Origin of the sequence: Phocaeicola sp. GP0067 (assembly GCF_031119655.1) — a bacterium.
In the GTDB taxonomy this organism is placed as follows: Bacteria; Bacteroidota; Bacteroidia; order Bacteroidales; family Bacteroidaceae; genus Phocaeicola; species Phocaeicola vulgatus.
Map to the genome: position 1 here is coordinate 44,756 of NZ_JAVHZY010000013.1, position 23,342 is coordinate 68,097.

The 23,342-nt window shown below is 41.3% G+C and carries 15 protein-coding genes; 8 read left to right on the plus strand and 7 right to left on the minus strand.

Annotation, left to right across the window (positions count from 1 at the left end; translation table 11 throughout):
- Positions 1-82 precede the first annotated feature (82 nt).
- Positions 83-1,081, plus strand: coding sequence for a winged helix-turn-helix domain-containing protein (locus tag RE317_RS11755; RefSeq protein WP_022508243.1), 999 nt, complete (start codon positions 83-85; stop codon positions 1,079-1,081).
- Positions 1,082-1,844: 763 nt separating this feature from the next.
- On the opposite strand, the gene RE317_RS11760 is transcribed toward RE317_RS11755, so the two are convergent.
- Positions 1,845-2,924 (minus strand): BF3164 family lipoprotein, encoded by a 1,080-nt coding sequence (locus RE317_RS11760; RefSeq protein WP_118430178.1) that lies wholly within the window; start codon positions 2,922-2,924, stop codon positions 1,845-1,847.
- Positions 2,925-3,220: 296 nt separating this feature from the next.
- Here RE317_RS11760 and RE317_RS11765 point away from each other — a divergent pair, with 296 nt between their 5' ends.
- Entirely contained in the window at positions 3,221-4,009 is a 789-nt protein-coding gene (locus tag RE317_RS11765) for an aspartate dehydrogenase domain-containing protein (protein WP_008670229.1), read from the plus strand.
- On the opposite strand, the gene RE317_RS11770 is transcribed toward RE317_RS11765, so the two are convergent.
- Positions 3,992-4,876, minus strand: a complete 885-nt coding sequence (locus tag RE317_RS11770) for an NAD(P)-dependent oxidoreductase (protein WP_008670231.1) — start codon at positions 4,874-4,876, stop codon at positions 3,992-3,994. The genes RE317_RS11765 and RE317_RS11770 overlap by 18 nt on opposite strands.
- A 106-nt stretch (positions 4,877-4,982) precedes the next feature.
- On the opposite strand from RE317_RS11770, the gene RE317_RS11775 reads away from it, so the two are divergent.
- Positions 4,983-5,765, plus strand: a complete 783-nt coding sequence (locus RE317_RS11775; RefSeq protein WP_005842987.1) for a TerB family tellurite resistance protein — start codon at positions 4,983-4,985, stop codon at positions 5,763-5,765.
- Positions 5,766-5,839: 74 nt separating this feature from the next.
- On the opposite strand, the gene RE317_RS11780 is transcribed toward RE317_RS11775, so the two are convergent.
- The 4 genes from RE317_RS11780 to RE317_RS11795 form a co-directional block, all read right to left on the minus strand.
- Positions 5,840-7,408 carry a peptide chain release factor 3 gene (locus tag RE317_RS11780; protein ID WP_005842989.1) on the minus strand — a complete coding sequence of 523 codons (1,569 nt, stop codon included), beginning with the start codon at positions 7,406-7,408 and terminating at the stop codon, positions 5,840-5,842.
- Between the two features lie 6 nt (positions 7,409-7,414).
- Positions 7,415-8,272: a dTDP-4-dehydrorhamnose reductase gene (gene rfbD, locus RE317_RS11785; protein WP_005851079.1), complete on the minus strand. Its 858-nt coding sequence runs from the start codon at positions 8,270-8,272 to the stop codon at positions 7,415-7,417.
- A 14-nt stretch (positions 8,273-8,286) separates the two neighbouring features.
- Positions 8,287-8,829 (minus strand): DUF4924 family protein, encoded by a 543-nt coding sequence (locus RE317_RS11790; RefSeq protein ID WP_118430179.1) that lies wholly within the window; start codon positions 8,827-8,829, stop codon positions 8,287-8,289.
- Positions 8,830-8,900: 71 nt separating this feature from the next.
- On the minus strand, positions 8,901-9,560 hold the full coding sequence (locus RE317_RS11795) for a LysE family translocator (RefSeq protein WP_005842995.1): 660 nt from the start codon (positions 9,558-9,560) through the stop codon (positions 8,901-8,903).
- Between the two features lie 150 nt (positions 9,561-9,710).
- Here RE317_RS11795 and purL point away from each other — a divergent pair, with 150 nt between their 5' ends.
- From purL to RE317_RS11815, 4 genes are all read left to right on the plus strand, one after another.
- Positions 9,711-13,415, plus strand: coding sequence for a phosphoribosylformylglycinamidine synthase (gene purL, locus RE317_RS11800; RefSeq protein ID WP_011964614.1), 3,705 nt, complete (start codon positions 9,711-9,713; stop codon positions 13,413-13,415).
- Between the two features lie 77 nt (positions 13,416-13,492).
- Positions 13,493-17,509, plus strand: a complete 4,017-nt coding sequence (locus RE317_RS11805) for a hybrid sensor histidine kinase/response regulator transcription factor (protein WP_005851075.1) — start codon at positions 13,493-13,495, stop codon at positions 17,507-17,509.
- 4 nt (positions 17,510-17,513) lie between these two features.
- Positions 17,514-18,062, plus strand: a complete 549-nt coding sequence (locus RE317_RS11810; RefSeq protein WP_005843001.1) for a chromate transporter — start codon at positions 17,514-17,516, stop codon at positions 18,060-18,062.
- Positions 18,059-18,631 (plus strand): chromate transporter, encoded by a 573-nt coding sequence (locus RE317_RS11815; RefSeq protein ID WP_005843003.1) that lies wholly within the window; start codon positions 18,059-18,061, stop codon positions 18,629-18,631. The genes RE317_RS11810 and RE317_RS11815 overlap by 4 nt, the downstream gene beginning before the upstream one ends.
- A 286-nt stretch (positions 18,632-18,917) precedes the next feature.
- Here the strand turns inward: RE317_RS11815 and RE317_RS11820 are convergent, their stop codons facing one another.
- Positions 18,918-20,417 carry a glycoside hydrolase family 10 protein gene (locus RE317_RS11820; RefSeq protein ID WP_005843004.1) on the minus strand — a complete coding sequence of 500 codons (1,500 nt, stop codon included), beginning with the start codon at positions 20,415-20,417 and terminating at the stop codon, positions 18,918-18,920.
- Between the two features lie 81 nt (positions 20,418-20,498).
- On the opposite strand from RE317_RS11820, the gene uvrA reads away from it, so the two are divergent.
- Positions 20,499-23,300, plus strand: coding sequence for an excinuclease ABC subunit UvrA (gene uvrA / locus RE317_RS11825; protein ID WP_008670238.1), 2,802 nt, complete (start codon positions 20,499-20,501; stop codon positions 23,298-23,300).
- Positions 23,301-23,342 lie beyond the last annotated feature (42 nt).

A 23,342-nucleotide genomic window follows, 5' to 3' on the forward strand; every position in this document is an offset into this window, starting at 1 on the left:
TAAATCATATTCTTTTTTTAACTTATAAGTTCCTTTTTTATAAATATGCGTATCTTTGCAATCTCTAACATGAACAAGAAACATGAAAATACCGACAAACTTATTCAAGTTTAGCTTTATTGCATTGGGATGGATTGTATTCATCCTGCTATGTTATGTTGCTTTTAAAGATGAAAAAACAAATGTTCTGATAACAATGAAGGACAGCCTACGTGAAGCAATCAATATTGATTATCAAGAACGCTTAAACAAGATTCTTATTCATTATCGCCCTTTAGGCAGAAAGGTAAAAGGTGTCCAAATAGAATACGGTGATAGTCTAGAAATCATTTATTTTGAAGACAGCACCCATGAGTCACTGGCTACCCAACTGGCCAACCAGTATGTGATGACAAGGATTATCCCCGTCAATCCAGACAATTTCAATAAGATCTTCCAAGAAGAATGGGAAAAGAATGGAGTTTCCGCCGCTAAGACGGGAATCATTTACTGCCCCAACAAGAAAAAGGTATTCAGTGACAATGATTCAATCTCTTTCCAGAAAGCTCTTGTCACCCCTGTACAAGCAATAGACGCTAAAAGAACCGCCGGCGTACAGGCATGGGCTATGATTCATTGGACAGAAATAGTAAAACATACCACTCCAAAAGTGTTATGGAGTATCATTGCTTATTTCATTGTCTTGATATGGGTGTCTCTGTCATTTCTGAAAAAACCACAGGAAAAAGAAACTCCCGCCAATCCGGACTGCATACCATGTGAAGAAATTCCTGACAATCCGGACTACATACAATTGGGGAAAATGACTTTAAAGTTGGAAAGCAAGAAACTATATATTGGCGACCGGCTTTGCCACATAGCACCGGCAGATTTCAATCTGCTGGAACTGTTTATCAAAACACCCAAGCATCTTTTGACTAAAGAAGATATTAAAAATGCTTTCTGGCCGAAAGATAACAATCCCGAAAATAAAATATATAGTCATATCTCCACTCTTAAATCCTCACTCAAGGACTTTCCCGAATATCAGATAGTGACAGAAAAAGGAGGATACCGACTGGTTATCTCCTCAAACGAATGAATAGCTCCTATTTCCAATAATAAGCATACATAAGGTATACAATCTTACTTAAAATCACCAACCCACCGCAGCAGGAACAAAGCATTTCTCACAGCGGAACGAGTTGTTTCATTAAGGTGGAATAATTTATTTCATCAAGGTAAAACTAAATATTCCACCATATAAAACTATTTGTTCCACCATATAAAATTAATTGTACCAAACAGTGGAACACACTGTAATACACGGGAAACAAAGAGATTCTCGTTACTATATTCTGATTCATTCATTATAGGCCACAGGACAATGTAGTGCAGGACAATAACACTGTGACAGACTTTTATCTGTCACACTCTCCGTCACGCTATCTGTCACATCTTAACAACCTGTTTTTCAGCAAAATAATTAGTACTGTGACAGTGTGACAGATAATTCTCACTTTTAAACTCTATGAAAGCAAACTTGAAAATCATCCATATTCCTTCACCCTGAAGGATTTTTTTTGGCTGAAGCTTTCCGGGTACAAATCCGTCATTATAATCAGCTAAGAACTAACATCTTACATAAGGATGAAGGATTTGAAAGAAAAAACGCATGAATTCTAAATTGGTATAAGCAGACAGTCCAGCTCATAAAACACTAGAACCTTTTTAAAAAAGGCCCTGTTCTTTTCAAAAAAGATCCGGTTCTTTTCGGAAAACGAACTTATGTTTTTCCAACCATACACTACAATAAATTATCCGCCATTATAGGATAACACGGTGATTTCTTTTCAAAACTTCCTCTATTCCAATTCAAGGGGAAATTTCACTATCTGCTCGTCAGCATTGACATCCAAACCGAATAACATACCGGCAGCCTCATCTACATAAATACCGGCAATAGGACGATCCAATACATAGGTTTTCACCACATCGCCCTCGTGGGTGGATATACGTAATATTTTACCACCCTGCTGATAGGCATCGGCCAACTTCATAATATCCTTAAATTTACGACCGTCGTAAATGGTATAAATGTATTGGTCAGTCACCTGCACATCATAATAACAGATTCTCCCCGCCGGAAGTCCATACCCTTCAGGACTCACTTTAAATTGGGGTTCACCATCCCCACCCAATTCTCCTATATGCTTTTGTGAAGCCATGCTATAAATATCGAGCCTATCTCCAAACTGAGTGACAGAAACCAATATCTTCTTATCAGGACTGAATGATACAAAACTGTTCCAGCCTTGAGCCACAGCAGGCGCACTTTCTCTCAACAGTTCCGGATCGGACACAGGTATCTGCTCGGATTTACGAAGCAATTCGCCGGAAGAGAGTGAAGCCCAACTGAAACGGTTCTCACCGGAATAATCGGGGATAACAACAGTAGAGGCATCCTTCAAATCAAAATCAAGGGAACGGAACAAGCGCTTATCCAACAAAATATCCTTTTCCTGTTTGGGAGTTTTCCCCCCGGCTATACCGCTATATTGATACATCCTGCCCTTGCCGTCATCAAGCACCCACACCGTGTCCTGCCCTGCAAAACGGATATTCGCCGCATAAATGGACTCACCCGGACCTTCCCCACGCTTTCCAAAAGAAGACTGATATTGAAAATCGGGATAAGTAAATACATGATAATAGTAATCGGCATTGTGCAAATCCAATATCACCGCCTTGTCACCCTGTACACGCATACGATAGGCATACCGGAACAGAGCCGTATCAATGGGAACAATCTCCCCTTTCAGAACTTCTCCCTTCCGCACCGCTTCTTCTATGATTGACTCACTGGATACCTGCTGTTGATGGCGTTGCCCGGTACACGCCACCAACAAAGGGAATAAAACGCATAATAGTTGTTTGTTTTCCATTTGATTTCTATATTTACTTATCTGGCACAAAGTAAACAAACTATTCATAAAAACAAGAAGAAACAACCTTAGATTTACCTTAAATCTTCATTTTAGATTCGTCATAGACATCTCTTTTTCACGAGTAGATTTTCATTTCTTCCCATTTCATCGAAGTTCAGATACTTTGCCATTTACTAAGTGCAAACATTTCAAAACAGCTCGGACAGACATACCCATAGAACAAGAAATACATCACAATAAATTCCATTTTCCACAAAATAGGTTTATATGATGAAAATCACTATCTTTGTTCTATGAATAGATTGGTTATAGTAGGATGTGGACGACTTGCTGAAATTATAACAAACGCAGTTGTCAAAGGAATGTTGCCCGACTATGAATTAGTAGGCGTATATTCGCGTACGGCATCAAAGGCCGAACACATTGCGAATAAAATGAGGCAACACGGAAAAATGTGTGCAGCCTGTCACACTTTAAAAGAACTGTTGGAATTAAAACCTGATTATCTGGTGGAATCAGCCTCGCCTGCCGCAATGAAAGAACTGGCCTTACCCACCTTGGAAAACGGAACTTCCATTATCACCCTATCCATAGGAGCTTTGGCAGACACCTCTTTTTATGAGAAAGTCAAAGAAACGGCCAAGGCAAACGATACACGGGTTTACTTGGTATCCGGGGCCACCGGAGGATTTGATGTATTAAGAACCACCTCTTTGATGGGAAATGCTACAGCTCGTTTTTTCAATGAAAAAGGACCTGATGCTTTGAAAGGCACATCGGTTTACAAGGAAGAGCTGCAACAGGAAAAACGCATTGTCTTTTCCGGCAATGCAACAGAGGCAATAAATGTTTTTCCAACCAAAGTAAATGTATCTGTCGCAGCCTCATTGGCTTCCGTAGGACCGGACAATATGCAGGTATCCATACAGTCCACCCCTGGATTTACAGGTGATACTCAAAAAGTGGAAATCAAAAATGAACAAGTACACGCAGTAGTAGAAGTGTACAGCGCCACATCAGAGATTGCAGGATGGTCTGTAGTGAACACCCTGCTCAATATCACTTCACCCATTGTATTCTGACAAATTGGCCAGCACCTTCTCGCTCAGGCGGTCAAACGCCTGGCGGGTACGGCCGGTTGATACTTGCATACAACGCACATGCGGATGGGTAAGCAATGCCGTACTCCCCAATGCTCCTAATGTATCACAAAAACAAAGATTATCTTCCTCCAACCATCGGGTAAACGAAGATTCATCCCACGCAGGTGACAATCCTGTGTTAAATAGTATCTTCCTATTTCCAAGTGCCTTGAACTCCGCCTCATGCAACAAAACCGTATTCTTATTCAAGCAACAGCATACCACTTCACTCCATGTCAAAAGTTCATTCAAAGGCATAAAACGATAACCTTTCGCACCGGCTTCTTTTTTTTCACTACGGGCATAATAAGCTATATCCGCACCAAAAAACTTCATTGCATCCGCTATCATACCACCAGATTTTCCTAAGCCTACAATACCCACTTTCAAGCCGGTAATCTCCCGGGGAATCCCTTCCCACGGCTTCTGACCGAATCCATGAAGACAACGCACCAGTTCGCTGACTACATATTCTATTACCCCTTCATCACCATAGTCACGAATACCTGTCACCGTAATACCGCGTTCATTAGCATAACGGATATCCACATTCGCACTTTCGGGAGAGTATAGTGAACAACACATACCGATATACCGGACATTCGGACATCTCTCTAAAATATACCGGTTTATTTGTGATGTATAACTTAACAATACAGCATCCGCATCTCCGATCCGAGCAATAATCTCATTATCCCCCGCCGGAATATCAGAGTACATAACAACCTCATCTGCAAAAGAATATAACGCTTTTTCTGCTGACAGAACCAGACTGACAGGTTCTATTGCTACAAGTTTCTGAAACATAGTATTTTTAATTTGACTGGTAAAGATAGTAAAAAATGCGGCAAAGAGACTTTTTTCATCCAAGATTGTTTATTTTTGCATCCAAAACGAAAAAATTAAAAGAATAATGGGAGCAGGAAAATGGATTGGTGGTATTCTGGGATTCATGACTATGGGACCACTGGGAGCTTTGGCCGGATTTGCCTTAGGCTCATTGCTGGATGGAAACAACGGACTTTTTGGCAATACATACGAAAAAGGACAGGCGGAAGCCGGAAACTATGACGAAGGCCAGCGGAATAGCTTTTTATTCTCCATGTTGGTTATGGCGTCTTACATCATCCGTGCAGACGGACGCATCATGCACAGCGAAATGGAATATGTACGCCAATTCTTAAGAATGAATTTCGGCGAAGAGGCAGTCATCCAAGGAGAACAGATTTTGCTGAATCTTTTTGAACAGCGCAAACAGATGGAGCGTCAAAACCCGATGGCATTTAAAAATACCATCCATGAATGTGGTGCACAGATTGCCGCGAACCTGCCTTACGAACAACGGCTGCAATTGTTGGACTTTCTGGTAAACATAGCCAAAAGTGACGGAAGCGTATGCTCTGAGGAAATAGCAGCATTAAAAGAAGTGGCACAATGCATGGAACTGTCGCCCAAAGAAGTGGAATCCATGCTGAACTTAAGCGGAAACTCATTGGAAGAAGCTTACAAAGTACTTGAAATTGACCCGTCCGCCACCAATGAGGAAGTACGTACAGCCTATCGCCGTCTGGCATTAAAACATCACCCTGACCGTGTTGCTACATTGGGTGAAGATGTGAAAAAAGCGGCAGAAGAGAAGTTCCAACAAATTAATAACGCTAAAGAACGAATTTATAAAGCCAGAGGAATAAAGTAAAAAAGAATATTTCGTGAAAACAAGAAGGAGGTGTGTCCATCCCTTAGGGATTTTTGACCACCTCCAACAACAAATTAAAACTCACTGGTAAAATGGAACTTAATATGCTTGAAGTCCATTTGTGCCATTTGAAGTACATAATTGCTATCAGCCAAGAATACATCCCTTCCTTCACGATCCTTGGCCATATACTGATATTTACGTTTTTTGAAAGCTTCCAGTTCTTCCGGATCATCACTTTCCACCCAACATGCCTTGTATAGGCTGATAGGCTCCCATCGGCATTTTGCATTATATTCATTTTCCAGACGATACTGGATCACTTCAAACTGCAACTGCCCTACCGTACCGATAATCTTACGTCCATTAAACTGATTGATAAATAACTGTGCCACACCCTCATCCATCAACTGGTCAATACCTTTAGCCAATTGTTTCTGTTTCATAGGGTCAGCATTCTCAATGTATTTAAACATCTCGGGCGAAAAACTGGGAATTCCACGGAAATGAAGTTTCTCACCTTCAGTCAGCGTATCACCGATCTTGAACGTTCCGTTATCCGGCAAACCGATGATATCTCCCGCCCAAGCCTCGTCTACTGTTGTTTTACGCTGTGCCATAAACTGAGTGGGAGAAGAAAAACGCATCGTCTTGTCATGACGTACATGATAATAAGGAGTATTACGGGAAAATTTGCCCGAACAAATTTTACAAAATGCAATACATGAACGATGATTAGGATCGATATTAGCTGTGATCTTAAAGACAAATCCGGTAAATTTCGGTTCATCGGGTTCCACCTCACGTTCTTCTGTCTTGGTAGGACGGGGGCTCGGAGCAATTTCCACAAATGTATCCAGCAGTTCCTGTACACCGAAGTTATTCAATGCCGACCCGAAAAATACAGGAGCCATCTCGCCTTTCAGGTACTCCTCCACATTGAATTCAGGATAAACACCGTCAACCAGTTCCAGTTCTCCGCGCAATTTTTCAGCCAAAGGAGCACCGATCTGGTTGTCTAGTTCTTCCGTATTGATATCAACCTCCACTTTTTCTGTTACCACCTGTTTGGAAGGTTGGAAAAGATTCAGTTTATGTTCATAAAGGTTATACACACCTTTGAAACGGGGACCGCTTTCAATAGGCCACGTCAGAGGACGTACATTGATAATGAGTTCCTCCTCCAGTTCATCCAACAAATCAAACGGATCTTTCGCCTCACGGTCCATCTTGTTGACAAATATGATTACCGGAGTATTACGCATACGGCATACTTCCATCAGCTTACGTGTCTGCGTTTCCACACCTTTCGCACCATCCACCACAATAATGACACTATCTACGGCTGTCAAAGTACGATAAGTATCCTCGGCAAAGTCCTGATGGCCCGGAGTATCCAGAATATTGATTTTATAATCATTGTAATCAAACTCCATCACAGAAGTGGTCACAGAAATACCACGCTGCTTTTCAATGTCCATCCAGTCGGATGTGGCGGTCTTCTTTATCTTATTACTCTTTACGGCTCCGGCCACCTGTATCTGTCCGCCAAAAAGTAACAATTTTTCAGTTAGAGAGGTCTTACCGGCATCCGGATGCGCTATAATCGCAAACGTCCGTCTTCTTTCTATTTCACTATTCATATTTTATTATGCATTTAATTCTTTGATACATGCTTCCAGACTCTCTTCCCAATGAGGAATCTCAATGTTATAAGTAGTTTTAATCTTGGTCTTGTCCAATACGGAATAATGGGGACGGGGAGCCTTTGCCGGATATTCATTTGTATGCAGGGGACTGACCTTACAGGTCGTGATACCGGCAATACGATGGATAGCCTTGGTAAAATCATACCAGGAACATACTCCTTCATCACTGAAATGATAAACTCCCGGAACCACTCCCTTATAAATGGCTGTAAAGATAGCACGTGCCAGATCACGGGCATATGTCGGTGTACCAATCTGATCAAAGACCACACCCAAAGTTTCCTTTTCCTTTCCCAGACGGAGCATCGTTTTTACAAAATTATTCCCAAAAGTGGAATAAAGCCATGCGGTACGGATAATCATTGTTTTTTTGCAATACTCCAATGCATTCGTTTCACCGGCCAGCTTGGTCTTGCCGTAAACAGAATTGGGACAAGGAACATCCCCCTCATTATAAGGAAGATGTTTCGTGCCATCGAACACATAATCCGTTGATATCTGAATAAACTCACCCCAGTTGGCTTCAGCCGCCTTCGCCAGATAGCTCACTGCGTTCTTATTCAGCTTGGTGCATAACTCTATATCATCCTCTGCCTTATCTACCGCCGTATAGGCCGCACAGTTCACTATGACATGAATATTATTCTCTTTTACGAAAGTCATCACCGCCTGCTCATCACAAATGTCCAATTCGGCTACATCCGTAAAAAAACAAGTGTATTCCTTGTATTCAGCCGATAGCACACGCATTTCATTTCCTAATTGACCGTTGGCACCAGTCACCAATATATTCTTCATTTCTATTTCATTTATTAGAATTCCAATTCTCCTTTTTTATCCTCTATATAGTAGTTTGACAACATAGCCAGCAATGTCGAGATTGCTTCTTGTGCCTTTCTTGTTTCCTCACTGATTTCTTTCTTTTGCAATTTCAACAATAAGATACCATAAAGCGCCTCAAAACAAGTTTCCAGTTCAGGCTCCTCTTTATCCGCACCTTTAGCGCGTAACTCTACAATATAAGGCAATACTTTATAATAAGCAGAATTATAATAAGGAAACTTAGGGGAACGCAATAACTGCAAATGAAGGTCGGTAAGCCAAGTTATAATGTTTTTATTAATCTGCAAATGGCCTTTTTCCATAATCCCTTCATGACGCATCATCTCAATCAAATCCATATACCACTGGGTGAGTTCCGTTTTCTGCTCTTCCGTTAACGGATAAGGAGCTATGATGGTGCTTTTTATCTTTTCCATATCACAGCCGTTGGCACGGATTAAATCCTCTATCTGCCACATATATATAAGATACTCGGCTATATTCTTTTCTTTTAACTGCCTGGAAACGAACATACTTTTTAAATTAAAATTGATAATTAAAAAATTAAAAAACCAACGTATGATACACAAGATATGTTTCTTTGTCAGTACATCGTTTTTCCTAAAATAGTATAAATGAAACCTGCGACTGAAATCAGCATCACTACAATACCAATCACACGGTTCAAAATCCAAATGCCGCGTAAATTAAAACGGGTGCGTACTTTATTGACAAAATACGTAATTCCGAACCACCAGAGAAGAGCCCCCAATACAATAGCCAAATACCCCACCAGTTGAAAGCCTATGGGACTGCCCGGCATCACAAAAGAAAAACGGGCAAACAAACCTATAAACAGGAATATAATGAGGGGGTTGGAGAGAGTCACAAAAAAAGCAGTAACAAAATTATGAAGATAACTGCCCGGGGTAGAAGATACAGGACGGATAGACTGGACAGGATTACTACGGAAAGTATAAATACCGAAAAAGAACAGCATGATACTGCCGATAATTTGTAACAAAACTTGGTTCTTTGCCAAGAAATCATCCATAAAACTCATGCCATAACCTGTAATCAAGGCATAGCCTATATCACTAAGGGCAGCTCCCAGACCGGTAACAAATCCATACCATCGTCCCTTGTTCAGTGTGCGCTGTATACAAAGTACCCCAACAGGACCTAACGGCGCAGAAACCACTACACCGACGATAAGCCCTTTCACCAATAAATCGAGTATGGTTACTTGTTCTATCCAATTCATGCTGCAAAGATGCTACTTTTTTACGAAAGTACCTATATTTACGCTCAAAATTCTTTCATACCCCGTCTCTTTTATATAACTTTGCACCTTATTAATAGACCCTTGATATTAGAACTAGTTTTCAATTAACAAAACAACTATAAAAGTGCTATGATTCTATTTTTCAGAACACCCACTAAAAGTGTAATAGCAACAGAAGTCAGCCAGGAACTGGCTTCTGAGGATATTCAGAAATTAAGCTGGCTTTATGGTGAAGCCACTGTAGAGAACGAAGAGAACCTGAAAGGTTGCTTCATCGGACCGCGTCGGGAAATGATTACTCCCTGGAGTACAAATGCTGTAGAAATCACTCAGAACATGGGTCTTACAGGTGTCTTACGCATTGAGGAATATTTCCCTGTAAAAGACGAAAACGCCGAGTACGATCCTATGCTGCAACGTATGTATAAGGGATTGAACCAGGAGATTTTCACAGTCAACATCAAACCCCAGCCGATTGTTCACATCGAGAACCTCGAAGAATACAATGAAAAAGAAGGTCTGGCACTTTCCCGTGAGGAAATGGACTATTTGCTGAAGGTTGAAAAAGATTTGGGACGTAAATTAACCGATTCCGAAGTATTCGGCTTCGCACAGATCAATTCCGAGCATTGCCGCCATAAGATATTCGGCGGAACATTCATTATTGATGGTCAGGAAATGGAGTCTTCCTTGTTCCAGATGATCAAGAAAACGACTGCTGAAAATCCCAACAAGATTATTTCCGCTTATAAAGATAATGTAGCATTTGCCGAAGGACCGATAGTAGAGCAATTCTCTCCGGCCGATCATTCCACTTCCGATTATTTCATTATCAAAGATATCAAGACTGTTATCTCACTGAAAGCCGAAACACATAACTTCCCGACAACCGTAGAACCATTCAACGGTGCATCTACCGGTACCGGTGGTGAGATCCGTGACCGTATGGGCGGTGGCAAGGGCTCATGGCCCATTGCTGGTACTGCCGTTTATATGACCTCTTATCCCCGTACTGATGAGGGACGCGAATGGGAAGACATCCTTCCTGTCCGCCAATGGTTATACCAGACTCCGGAACAGATCTTAATCAAGGCTTCCAACGGTGCTTCCGATTTCGGTAACAAATTCGGTCAACCGCTGATTTGTGGTTCTGTACTGACATTCGAGCACCAGGAAAACGGCGAGAAGTATGCATACGACAAAGTGATTATGCTGGCAGGAGGAGTAGGTTACGGTACTCAGCGCGACTGTCTGAAAGGACATCCCGAAAAAGGAAATAAAGTCGTTGTAATGGGTGGTGATAACTATCGCATCGGCTTGGGTGGAGGTTCGGTCTCTTCTGTTGAGACAGGCCGGTACTCATCGGGAATCGAACTAAACGCCGTTCAACGTGCCAATGCGGAAATGCAAAAACGTGCCTATAATGTAGTCCGTGCATTGTGTGAAGAAGATAACAACCCGATTGTTTCCATTCACGACCACGGTTCGGCCGGCCACGTGAATTGTTTATCCGAACTGGTAGAAGAAAACGGTGGATTAATTCATATGGACAAACTACCTATCGGTGACCAGACTTTGTCTGCCAAAGAAATTATCGCCAACGAATCTCAGGAACGTATGGGATTGCTGATTGACGAGTCGGCTATTGAACATGTACAAAAAATTGCTGATCGCGAACGTGCGCCAATGTATACCGTAGGTGAAACAACCGGAGACGCCCGCTTTGCCTTTGAACAGGCCGATGGGGTACGTCCGTTCGATCTGGCAGTAGATCAGATGTTCGGTTCTTCTCCGAAAACCTACATGGTTGACAAGACCGTAGAGCGCCATTATGAAAATGTTTCATACGAAACTTCCAAATTAAATGAATATATCCGCCGCGTACTTCAGCTGGAAGCTGTTGCTTGCAAAGATTGGTTAACCAATAAAGTAGACCGTTCCGTAACCGGTAAAATCGCTCGCCAACAATGTCAAGGTGAAATTCAGTTGCCTCTGAGCGATTGTGGTGTAGTAGCTCTCGACTATCGTGGAGAAAAAGGTATAGCAACTTCTCTAGGCCATGCTCCCCAAGCCGCCTTAGCCAATCCGGCCGCAGGCTCTGTTTTGTCGGTAGCCGAAGCACTGACTAATATCGTATGGGCCCCGATGGCGGAAGGATTGGACAGCATTTCCTTGTCTGCCAACTGGATGTGGCCATGCCGCGCACAGGAAGGTGAAGACGCCCGCCTGTACACTGCCGTAAAAGCCCTTTCCGATTTCTGCTGCTCATTGCAAATCAATGTACCGACCGGAAAAGATTCTTTGTCTATGACTCAGAAATATCCTAACGGTGAAAAGATCATCAGTCCGGGAACTGTCATCGTTTCTGCCGGCGGTGAAGTTTCGGATGTGAAGAAAGTGGTTTCTCCTGTATTGGTAAATGATGAAAAGAGCACTATCTACCATATTGATTTCAGTTTTGACAAGTTACGTCTGGGAGGTTCTGCTTTTGCACAATCATTGAACAAAGTAGGTGACGATGTACCGACTGTACAAAATCCTGAATATTTCCGCGACGCATTCCTGGCTGTACAAGAATTAGTAAATAAAGGTCTGATTATGGCCGGTCACGATATTTCTGCCGGTGGTCTTATTACTACACTGCTTGAAATGTGCTTCTCGAATATGGAAGGTGGTATGGAAATCAGCCTGAACAAGATTAAGGAAGATGACATTATCAAGATATTGTTCGCCGAAAATCCGGGTATTGTTATCCAGGTAAAAGATAAGCACAAAGAAGAAGTGAAAAAGATCTTGGAAGACGCAGGCATAGGCTACGTAAAATTAGGTAAACCGACTGAAGAACGGCATATCCTGGTAGAAAAGGGAGATGCGACTTACCAGTTCGGCATAGACTATCTGCGCGATGTATGGTATTCTACCTCTTACTTGCTAGACCGCAAGCAGAGCATGAACGGCTGCGCCAAAAAACGTTTCGAGAACTACAAGAAACAACCTTTGGAATTTGTATTCGACAAATCATTCACCGGCAAACTTTCACAATTCGGCCTTAACCCCGACCGTCGTACTCCGACAGGTATCAAAGCGGCTATTATCCGTGAAAAAGGAACCAATGGCGAACGCGAAATGGCCTACATGCTCTATTTGGCAGGATTTGATGTGAAGGATGTAACAATGACCGATCTGGTCAGCGGACGTGAGACATTAGAGGACATCAATTTCATCGTATTCTGCGGTGGGTTCTCTAATTCGGACGTTTTAGGCTCTGCCAAAGGATGGGCCGGAGCTTTCTTGTTCAATCCCAAAGCCAAAGCTGCATTGGATAACTTCTATGCACGCAAAGATACATTGTCATTGGGCGTATGTAACGGATGCCAGCTGATGATAGAATTAAACCTGATTAACCCAGACTTCACCAAGAAAGCGAAAATGCTGCACAATGATTCACATAAATTCGAATCCAAGTTTGTAGGTGTTACTGTTCCTATGAATAGAAGCGTCATGTTCGGTTCGTTAAGCGGAAGCAAGCTTGGCATCTGGGTAGCCCATGGAGAAGGTAAATTCTCATTGCCATATCATGAAGATAAATACAATGTTGTATTGAAATACTCATACGATGAGTATCCCGGCAATCCGAACGGTTCAGATTACAGCGTAGCCGGTCTGGCCAGTCCTGACGGTCGCCATTTGGCCATGATGCCTCATCTGGAACGCTCTTGTTTCCCATGGCAAAATGCTTATTATCCGGCTGATAGAATAAAGAACGATCAGATTACTCCATGGATGGAAGCATTTGTCAATGCTAGAAAATGGATTGAGATGAACAAAAAATAAAAACGATTTGTTATATTTACTAAAAAAGCGGTGAGTCATACTGATTACCGCTTTTTTTGTATATAACAGATTTTGATATGTTAAGGGAAATTACGAACTTTGTAAGGATTTTGCCTCCTAATAATATGAGAAGAATTCTTTTACTTATATGCCTTTTTGTTATTTTGGTAACACCTGCCGTTGCTCAACTATACCAGTATCTGGATACTCAGAATGGTTTGAGCAGCCGTAGAGTTTTATCTATACGAAAAGATAAAAAGGGCTATATGTGGTTTCTCACTCACGAAGGAATAGACAGGTACAACGGAAAACAATACACACACTATAGCTTAACAGCCAACGGAAAACTATTGAACTTTTTTCCTAACTTGAACACTTTGCAAACAGATACGGCAGGAGTGGTTTGGGAGATAGGAAAAACCGGTCATCTATTCAGGTACAATTCCTTACAAGATAAATTTGAACTAGTTTGCGATTTTGCCAGTAAGGACAAAAGCAACAGCGGACTGCCGCTCACCGCTTCATTTCTTGACTCCAAAGACAATAATATATTGCTTTGCACTAAAAACAAACAATATCTTTTCGACATAGATACCCATGAACTTATTCAACTGGAAAGTCCTATCAAAGAAGAAATCACATATATTGCAAAATCTACGAACAACCAATATTTTCTGGCATCCAGCCACAAGATTTACTGTGCAAAACTGAATCATGGCCGATTAGAAACAATCAAGCATCCGGAACTGGATAATTTTCATATAGTGAACTACATCTATTTTCATCCGGAAACCCAAATGCTAGTAATAGGTACCTTGCTGGATGGTATTTATCTATACAATATCCATAGCCGCCAACTGATTGATGTACACAACGGACTACAAGACATTAATGTCAACTCTATCATAGCAAGTAAAGAAAATGAAAACGAGGTGCTAATAGCAACTAATGGCGCAGGCGTATATAAATTAAACTTGGGCACTTACGAATTGACAAATTTTCTAAATGCCGACCACAACCATTCCAATAAAATGAACGGTAATATCATTAATGATATCTATATTGATGATGATCAAAAATTATGGATGGCAGTCTATCCTATAGGAATTACTGTGTATTCCGAGAAATATCCCGGATATAAATGGATACAGCACTCTTACGACAATCCCAACTCACTGATAGATAACCAAGTGAACTATATATTGGAAGATTCTGAAGGAGATATTTGGTATGCGACCAATAATGGCGTATGTTGCTACCGTCCTTCCACCAAACAATGGACGAATTTATTATCAACTTATCAGCATGACACACCTAATCAAAATCATGTATTTATCTCTATATGTGAATCCCGGCCAGGAATTATTTTAGTAGGAGGATATATGTCGGGAATGTACAAAATAGATAAGAAAAACATGACCACACAATATTTTATTCCCCAGACATTAAATGATGACACCATAAAACCGGATAAATATATTCGTTGTATTTATAAGGATTGGGATAATCTGATTTGGGCCGGAGGATATTACAATTTAAAAAGTTATGATATGGATACAAAGGAAATGCATTGTTATAAAATGGATTTCCCTATCACCTATATCACCAATAAGGACGCCCACAATTTATGGATAGGAACTATCAATGGATTGTATCAGTTCAATAAGGTCAATCAAGAGCTCAAAGCGGTGAATCTAGACTCCGAACTAGGCTGCATAAATACTATTTATCAAAGTAAAAAGAACATCACTTTCATTGGTACACATGGTTCCGGTATATGGATTTACAACAATTATACAGAAAAAGTAACTAATTACCATGTCAATAATTCAGCTCTGATATCTAATAATATTCATTGCATACTGTCTGCTTTGGAAGACGATTTGATCATTAGTACAGAAAAAGGGTTGACCCGTTTCAAAACAAAAGAAAAAATATTCTCTAACTGGACAAAAGAACAAGGGTTGATGTCTACCAGCTTTAACCAAGCTGCCGGAGTACATACACGCGATAAAAAATTTATTTTCGGATGTGGAGACGGAGCCATTGAACTGGCAGATACCGTCACGCTGCCTCATCAATTCAAATCCAAAATGGTATTTGATAATTTCCGACTGCTCTATCAGAAAGTAATGCCTGGTGAAAAAGGTTCCCCTTTAAAAGAAGAAATTGATGATACCCGGCATATCATACTGAATTACGACCAGAATATTTTTTCATTGGATGTGTCTTCCATCAATTATGATAATCCCTCCAACATCGTCTATTCCTGGAAACTGGAAGGGTTTTATGATGAATGGACTTCACTCACGAACGATAACCGCATACGTTACACTAATATCGGTCCCGGTAAGTATAAATTAAGAGTGAGGGCCATCCTGATGGATGATCACCATTTGTTAGAAGAACGTTCACTTTTCATAACCGTAACCCCACCTTGGTGGGCTACTTTTTGGGCAGGCATTCTTTATCTGATCATTTTTATACTGGTCGGAGTAATTGTCTTACGTTATTTGTGGCTTAGGAAAGACAGAAACAATTCAAAAGAAAAAATCCGGTTCTTTATCAACACGGCGCATGATATACGTACACCGCTGACTTTGATAAAAGCTCCTTTGGGAGAGATTCTTAAAAACGAAAACCTGTCCGAACAGGGAAGAATCAATATCAACCTAGCTATACAAAATACAGACAATCTGTCTGAGTTAGCCAGTAATCTGATTAATTTTGAAAAAGAGGAACTGTATACCTCCACTGTATATGTATCCCGATACGAATTGAACAACTATATCAAAAACTATTTGGAACAGTTCAATTTATATGCCCGCAAAAGACAGATAAATATCATATTTGAAACTAATTTCGAAAGCCAGGAAGTATGGCTGGACAGAAACAAGATGGATTCCATTATCCGTAACCTGATGACAAATGCCTTGAAATATACCTGTCAGGGGGGCAATGTCACTGTGCAAACTCAGAAAAATAAAAGTCATTGGTTCATCACTATTACAGATACAGGAATCGGGATCCCCGCCAATGAACAAAAGAAAATGTTCAAAAGCCTATTCAGAGGGAATAATGCCATCAATCTGCAAATCACAGGAAGCGGCATCGGCATGCTGCTTACCTACAAACTGATAAAAAGCCATGCCGGCAAAATATCAATGAGCAGTATAGAGAATGTAGGAACTACCTTCAAACTGGCATTCCCTATCAAAAGTCGGAAATACAACTACCGTATATTCAAAAAAGCTGATGTAATTGACCCGCTGCCTGTCATCGAAGGCAATCCGGAAGAACTGGTGAAAGAGATCAAAAACAAGCCGGTCAAAACACATGCCGCTTCCATTCTGATAGTGGAAGATAATATGGAATTGCGTACTTTCCTATTGCATACACTATCGGAAGATTATCATGTGTCTGATGTAGGAAACGGGCAAGAAGCACTGGATTTTATCAAAGAGCGACAACCTGATCTGATACTGTCGGATGTAATGATGCCTATCATGAATGGAGACAAAATGTGCAATATATTGAAAAGTAATATTGAAACCAGTCATATACCTATCATATTGCTGACCGCATTGAACGATAAAGAAAGTATTATCAAAGGCTTACAGACCAAAGCCGATAAATACATAGTCAAACCATTTGACATGGAAGTACTGAAAGCAAACATAACCAACGTTCTGGCGAACAGGGAAATCATGAAAAAGCGTTTCTCACAATTCAAATTCAATGCAGACGAGGTATCAGATGATCCGACGGTCAGTTTGGAACAGGAATTTCTTTTAAAAGCTACCGACATCATAAAAAGTAGTATAAACAAAGAAATGAACGTAGAAAACCTATGTGATGCAATGAATATGAGCCGGAGTAGTTTATACAATAAAATAAAGGCCTTAACCAATGATTCGCCCAGTGACTTTATACGTAAAGTACGTATGAACGAAGCTAGCATTTTATTGAAAAGCAAACGTTATACCGTATCCGAAGTTTCGGATATGATGGGATTCAGTGATCCCAAATATTTTACGGATACATTTAAGAAATACTACGGAGTTCCACCAAGCACTTATATGAAACAAAATTAAAAAAATGAATTTCTATTTACAATCATTTCTTATCTTCCTAAAAATAGGACTATTTACTATTGGCGGAGGATATGCTATGGTTCCCCTAATTCAAGATGAAATAGTGGACAAACGAAAATGGATTGACAAAGAGGATTTTATTGATTTATTAGCCCTCACTCAGTCTGTACCCGGAATATTTGCTGTAAATATTGCCATATTTATCGGATATAAATTGCGTAAATTCCGTGGAGCATTGGCAATGGCTTTAGGCACAATACTCCCCTCTTTCTTTATCATATTGGCAATTGCCTTGTTCTTTCAACAGTTCAAACAATATCCAATTGTAGAGAATATATTCAAGGGAATTCGCCCGGCGGTAGTAGCCCTTATTGCAGCTCCCACTTTCTCCATGGCAAAATCCGCCAAGATAAACCGTTACACTGTCTGGATACCAATAGTATCCGCATTGCTTATCTGGGTATTGGACGTGTCTCCAGTCTACATTATCATAATAGCGGGCGTGGGAGGTTTTATATATGGCAAGTACAAACATAAATATTCATCCAAATGATTTTTCTATATTTATTCTACACATTCTGTAAAATAGGGCTCTTCGGTTTCGGAGGAGGCTATGCCATGTTGTCCATGATACAAGGAGAAGTAGTAACAAGATATAATTGGATCAGTGCCAGCGAATTTACAGATATCATCGCTATCAGCCAAATGACACCGGGTCCCATTGGCATCAACTCTGCTACTTATGTGGGATATACTGCGGTATTGAATGCAGGCTACAATGAAAGCTGGGCTATATTCGGTTCTTGCATAGCTACTTTTGCTGTAGTTTTTCCATCGTTCATATTAATGGTAATCATCAGCCGGTTCTTCTTGAAATACCAAAAGCATCCGGTTGTAGAAGCCGTATTCAAAGGGTTGCGTCCGGCAGTAGTAGGTCTGCTGGCAGCAGCTGCACTCGTCTTGATGAATGCTGAAAACTTCGGCAGTTATCAAATAGATTTGTATCAATTCATCATCAGTATAATTATTTTTCTAGTAACCTTTATAGGTACACGGAAATACAAAATCAATCCTATATTAATGATTATACTTTGCGGAGTGGCAGGGTTCCTGCTTTACTGAGAATAGGACGATTATGGGAAATCATCAAAAAAATCCATATGATCGGCTCCGGAAATAATCATCAACTCTTTGTCATCACTGATTAGATAAAGCCGCAATAGATGGATTACAGATGTTATAACCTTTTCCTGATTTCAACATAAACAATATAGCACCCGGAAAACAGGCGGCATACAAATCAACTGCCACTGCCCCGGAATTCTTTATTCATCGATAGGACGTGAATATAATACCCAGGCAGTGGCAGTAAAAATAAAATCTAAAATTAAAGAAACACTCCCGCTTCTTACAGTTTTACTTTCTTTTTAGTACCCTTCGACTCATTGTGCAAACGGTCCAACGCTGTCACCACATACTGGTACTTCGTTTTTCCATCGTTATAAGGTAATGGATAAAAATGGTCACGGGTAATGGCTACAATATGGGAAGCATCATCCAAATTGACTTTTTCTTTTTTATCAAAGCGATAAACCACATACTGTACAGCTTTGTCCATCTCGTCCTTTGCCTTCGGAGCTGTCCAGAAGAGTACCGGACCTTCATACGTCCATACCATCTTCACCTTCTTTACTTTACCTGGAGCCTTATCGTCCATAAAAGGAGATTCAGGAATCAAAGCCGGATAACGATGATACTCCTTCTCCAGCATAGTGCGGTAATTGCCGGCATTATCCACCACTGCAGCAGCATACCATTGACAACTTCCCTGCACGGTAGGAAGCGACCGTTGCAACTTCATTTTGGCAGGCATCTGGTTTTGTAACGGATTACGGGCATCCGCCTTGTTCACCGTACGCATCACATCCTGACCGATAAATAACGGACGCGAAGCGGCATGTTTTGCCCACCAATGTATCAAGTTGTCATAATCGGCAGCAGGATGACCTATTTCCCAATAAATCTGAGGGATATTATAATCTACCCAACCATTATTAATCCACATCAGCACATCTGCATACAAATCATCATAATTCTGAAGACCGCGTGTATCACTTCCATTCGGATCATTTTTCTTGTTGCGGTAGATACCAAAAGGAGAAACACCGAACTTCACCCACGGCTTACACTCGCGCACAGTTTCGTGAATTTCCTTTATCAGCACATTCACGTTGTCACGGCGCCAATCGGCTTTATTACTGTATCCGCGACCATATTGCGCAAAACTGACATGATCAGGAAAATCTTCGCCCGGGTTGGGATAAGGATAGAAATAATCATCCATATGAATGGCATCCACATCATAACGGGTAACAATATCGCGCACAATCTTGCAAATGTATTTACGGTTTTCGGGCAAAGCCGGATCAAAATAAAGTTGACCAGCATAATTCACGAAACGTTCCGGATTCTTATTATACGGATGAATGGGTGATAAGGCAGTAGTTCCCTTTGTCTTGGCACGGTAAGGGTTAATCCAGGCATGGAACTCCATTCCACGCTTATGGCATTCATCAATCATGAACTGCATCGGGTCCCAGTAAGGTGAAGGCACTCTGCCCTGCACTCCTGTAAGAAAGCGGCTCCACGGCTCATAAGAAGATTTATACAAGGCATCGGCTTCTGCACGTACCTGAAAAATTATCGCATTAATGCCTGCGCCCTGCAGACTGTTTAGTTGATTTATTAACAGCCGCTGTATCTTCTCTGTCGGCATTCCCTGGAACTGTCCATTCACACACTGAATCCATGCACCGCGGAACTCACGTTTAGGATAACGTGTCTGAGCACTGACAACAGAAGTAAAAAGTAGTGCTATCAATAAAAGAAGAATAGTTTTTGCTCTCATTTTGTTATTCTTGTTTAATACGCTTGCAAAGATAAGAAAACTTATAATTATCTTTGCATATTAAACCAAATTCAATAAAGAATGTCAGAAAGTAACTATATATCCATAAAAGGAGCAAAGGTAAACAACCTCAAAAACATCGATGTAAACATTCCACGCAACAAGCTGGTCGTCATCACGGGACTATCCGGTTCCGGAAAATCATCCTTGGCTTTTGATACATTATACGCTGAAGGTCAGCGACGCTATGTAGAAAGCCTGTCATCATACGCCCGTCAATTTCTGGGCCGCATGAGCAAGCCTGAGTGTGATTTCATCAAAGGTATACCACCCGCTATCGCCATAGAGCAAAAAGTGAACAGCCGCAATCCTCGTTCCACCGTGGGTACTTCCACCGAAATATATGAGTATCTGCGACTGCTCTATGCACGCGTGGGGAAGACTTATTCCCCCATTAGCGGGCAACTGGTGAAAAAACATAGTATTGAAGATATTGTAAACTGTATGCTTTCCTTTCCTAAAGGAACGAAATACACGGTTCTCACTCCTATGATGCCCCGTGAAGGCCGTACACTGCTCCAGCAACTGGAAATGGACTTGAAACAAGGATTTACCCGTATAGAGGTGAACCGTGAAATAGTCCGTATAGAAGATTTTCTGCAACAAACAGCTGCCGAAGATAAAAAACAAAACATCTATCTGCTGGTAGATCGCATGACAGCCGATGATAGCAAAGACAGTATCAGCCGCCTCACCGATTCTGCCGAAACGGCCATGTACGAGGGAGACGGGAATTGCCTCCTCCGCTTCTACTCTGCTGACGGAAGTACGCAGCTGTTCTCTTTCAGCACTAAATTCGAGGCCGACGGAATTAAATTCGAAGAACCGAATGACCAAATGTTTTCATTCAATTCCCCTCTCGGCGCTTGTCCCGAATGCGAAGGCTTCGGTAAAGTGATAGGTATAGATGAACATCTGGTGATTCCAAACCGTGCTCTGAGTGTATATGACGGAGCTGTCCTTTGCTGGCGTGGTGAAAAGATGGGGGAATGGCTACAGGAATTCATTCATGAAGCTCCCGCCCACGATTTCCCCATCTTCGCCCCTTATTATGAACTGACACAGGAACAAAAAGATTATTTATGGCATGGACCTAGAAATAAGGCCTGTATAGATTCTTTCTTCAAAATGCTGGAAGAAAACCAATATAAAATACAATATCGTGTGATGCTGGCACGATACAGGGGAAAAACTATTTGTCCTGTCTGCCACGGAACACGCTTGAAAAAAGAAGCCGGTTATGTAAAAGTAGGTGGAAAATCCATCTCTCAACTGGTTGACTTACCTATTCACGACTTAAAAGAATTCTTCCGCACTCTAGAACTAGATGCACATGACACAGCCATCGCCAAACGGATCTTAACGGAAATTACCAACCGCATCAACTTCCTCATGGATGTGGGTTTGGGATATCTTACACTGAACCGTCTCAGCAACTCGCTCTCCGGCGGTGAAAGCCAGCGCATCAATCTGGCCACCTCATTAGGCAGCAGCTTGGTAGGCTCACTCTATATCCTGGACGAGCCCAGTATCGGATTACACAGCCGTGACACCGACCGGCTGATAAAAGTACTTCGTCAGTTACAGGAGCTGGGAAACACCGTAGTAGTGGTAGAACATGATGAAGAAATAATCCGTGCTGCCGATTATATCATTGATATCGGTCCTCAAGCAGGACGTTTAGGAGGACAAATAGTATATCAAGGCAACATGAACGATCTTCAAAGAAACAGTAACAGTTATACGGTGCGCTATTTGTTGGGAGAAGAAAACATAGAGATTCCCCGATGCCATCGTCCGTGGAACAATTATATAGAAATAAAAGGTGCGCGTGAAAACAACCTTAAAGGCATTGACGTAAAATTTCCACTGAATGTAATGACGGTAGTTACGGGAGTCAGCGGTTCGGGGAAGAGTACGTTGGTACGTGATGTCTTTTACAAGGCATTGAAACGCGAATATAGTGAAGCTAGCGAACGGCCGGGTGAGTTCATCTCTTTGGAAGGAGATGTACAGCTGGTGAAAGATATTGAATTTGTAGACCAGAATCCTATCGGAAAATCATCACGCAGCAATCCGGTAACCTATGTAAAAGCATACGACGAAATACGAAAACTCTTTGCCGAACAGCCTCTTGCCAAGCAAATGGGATATACTGCCGGATATTTCTCATTCAATACCGAAGGCGGGCGCTGTGAGGAATGCAAAGGTGACGGTACGGTAACCGTTGAAATGCAATTTATGGCAGATTTGGTACTAGAATGTGAGTCTTGTCATGGAAAACGTTTCAAGAGCGACACGCTGGAAATAAAATTCCAAGACAAGAGCATCTATGACATTCTGGAAATGACAGTGAATCAAGCCATTGAATTCTTTGCCGAATACAATCAAAAAAAGATAGTGAAGAAACTAATTCCATTACAAGAAGTGGGATTGGGATATATAAAGTTAGGACAAGCCTCCTCCACTCTTTCCGGCGGCGAGAACCAACGCGTAAAACTAGCTTATTTTCTGAGCATAGAGAAAGCACAACCCACTATTTTTGTATTCGATGAACCAACCACAGGTCTGCATTTTCATGATATCAAGAAACTGCTGGAAGCATTTGAAGCCTTAATCAGCCGCGGACATACCATTATCATTATCGAGCATAATATGGATGTGATAAAATGTGCCGACCATGTGATTGACCTAGGACCCGAAGGAGGAAATATGGGAGGAAATCTGGTAGTTGCGGGCACTCCGGAAGAGGTTGCAGCATGTGCGGCATCTTATACGGGACAGTTTTTGAAGGAAAAACTGGCGATGGATTCTCCTGATTGATTTTTTATTCACCGCTGATTGTCCAAACTGATACAAATTATT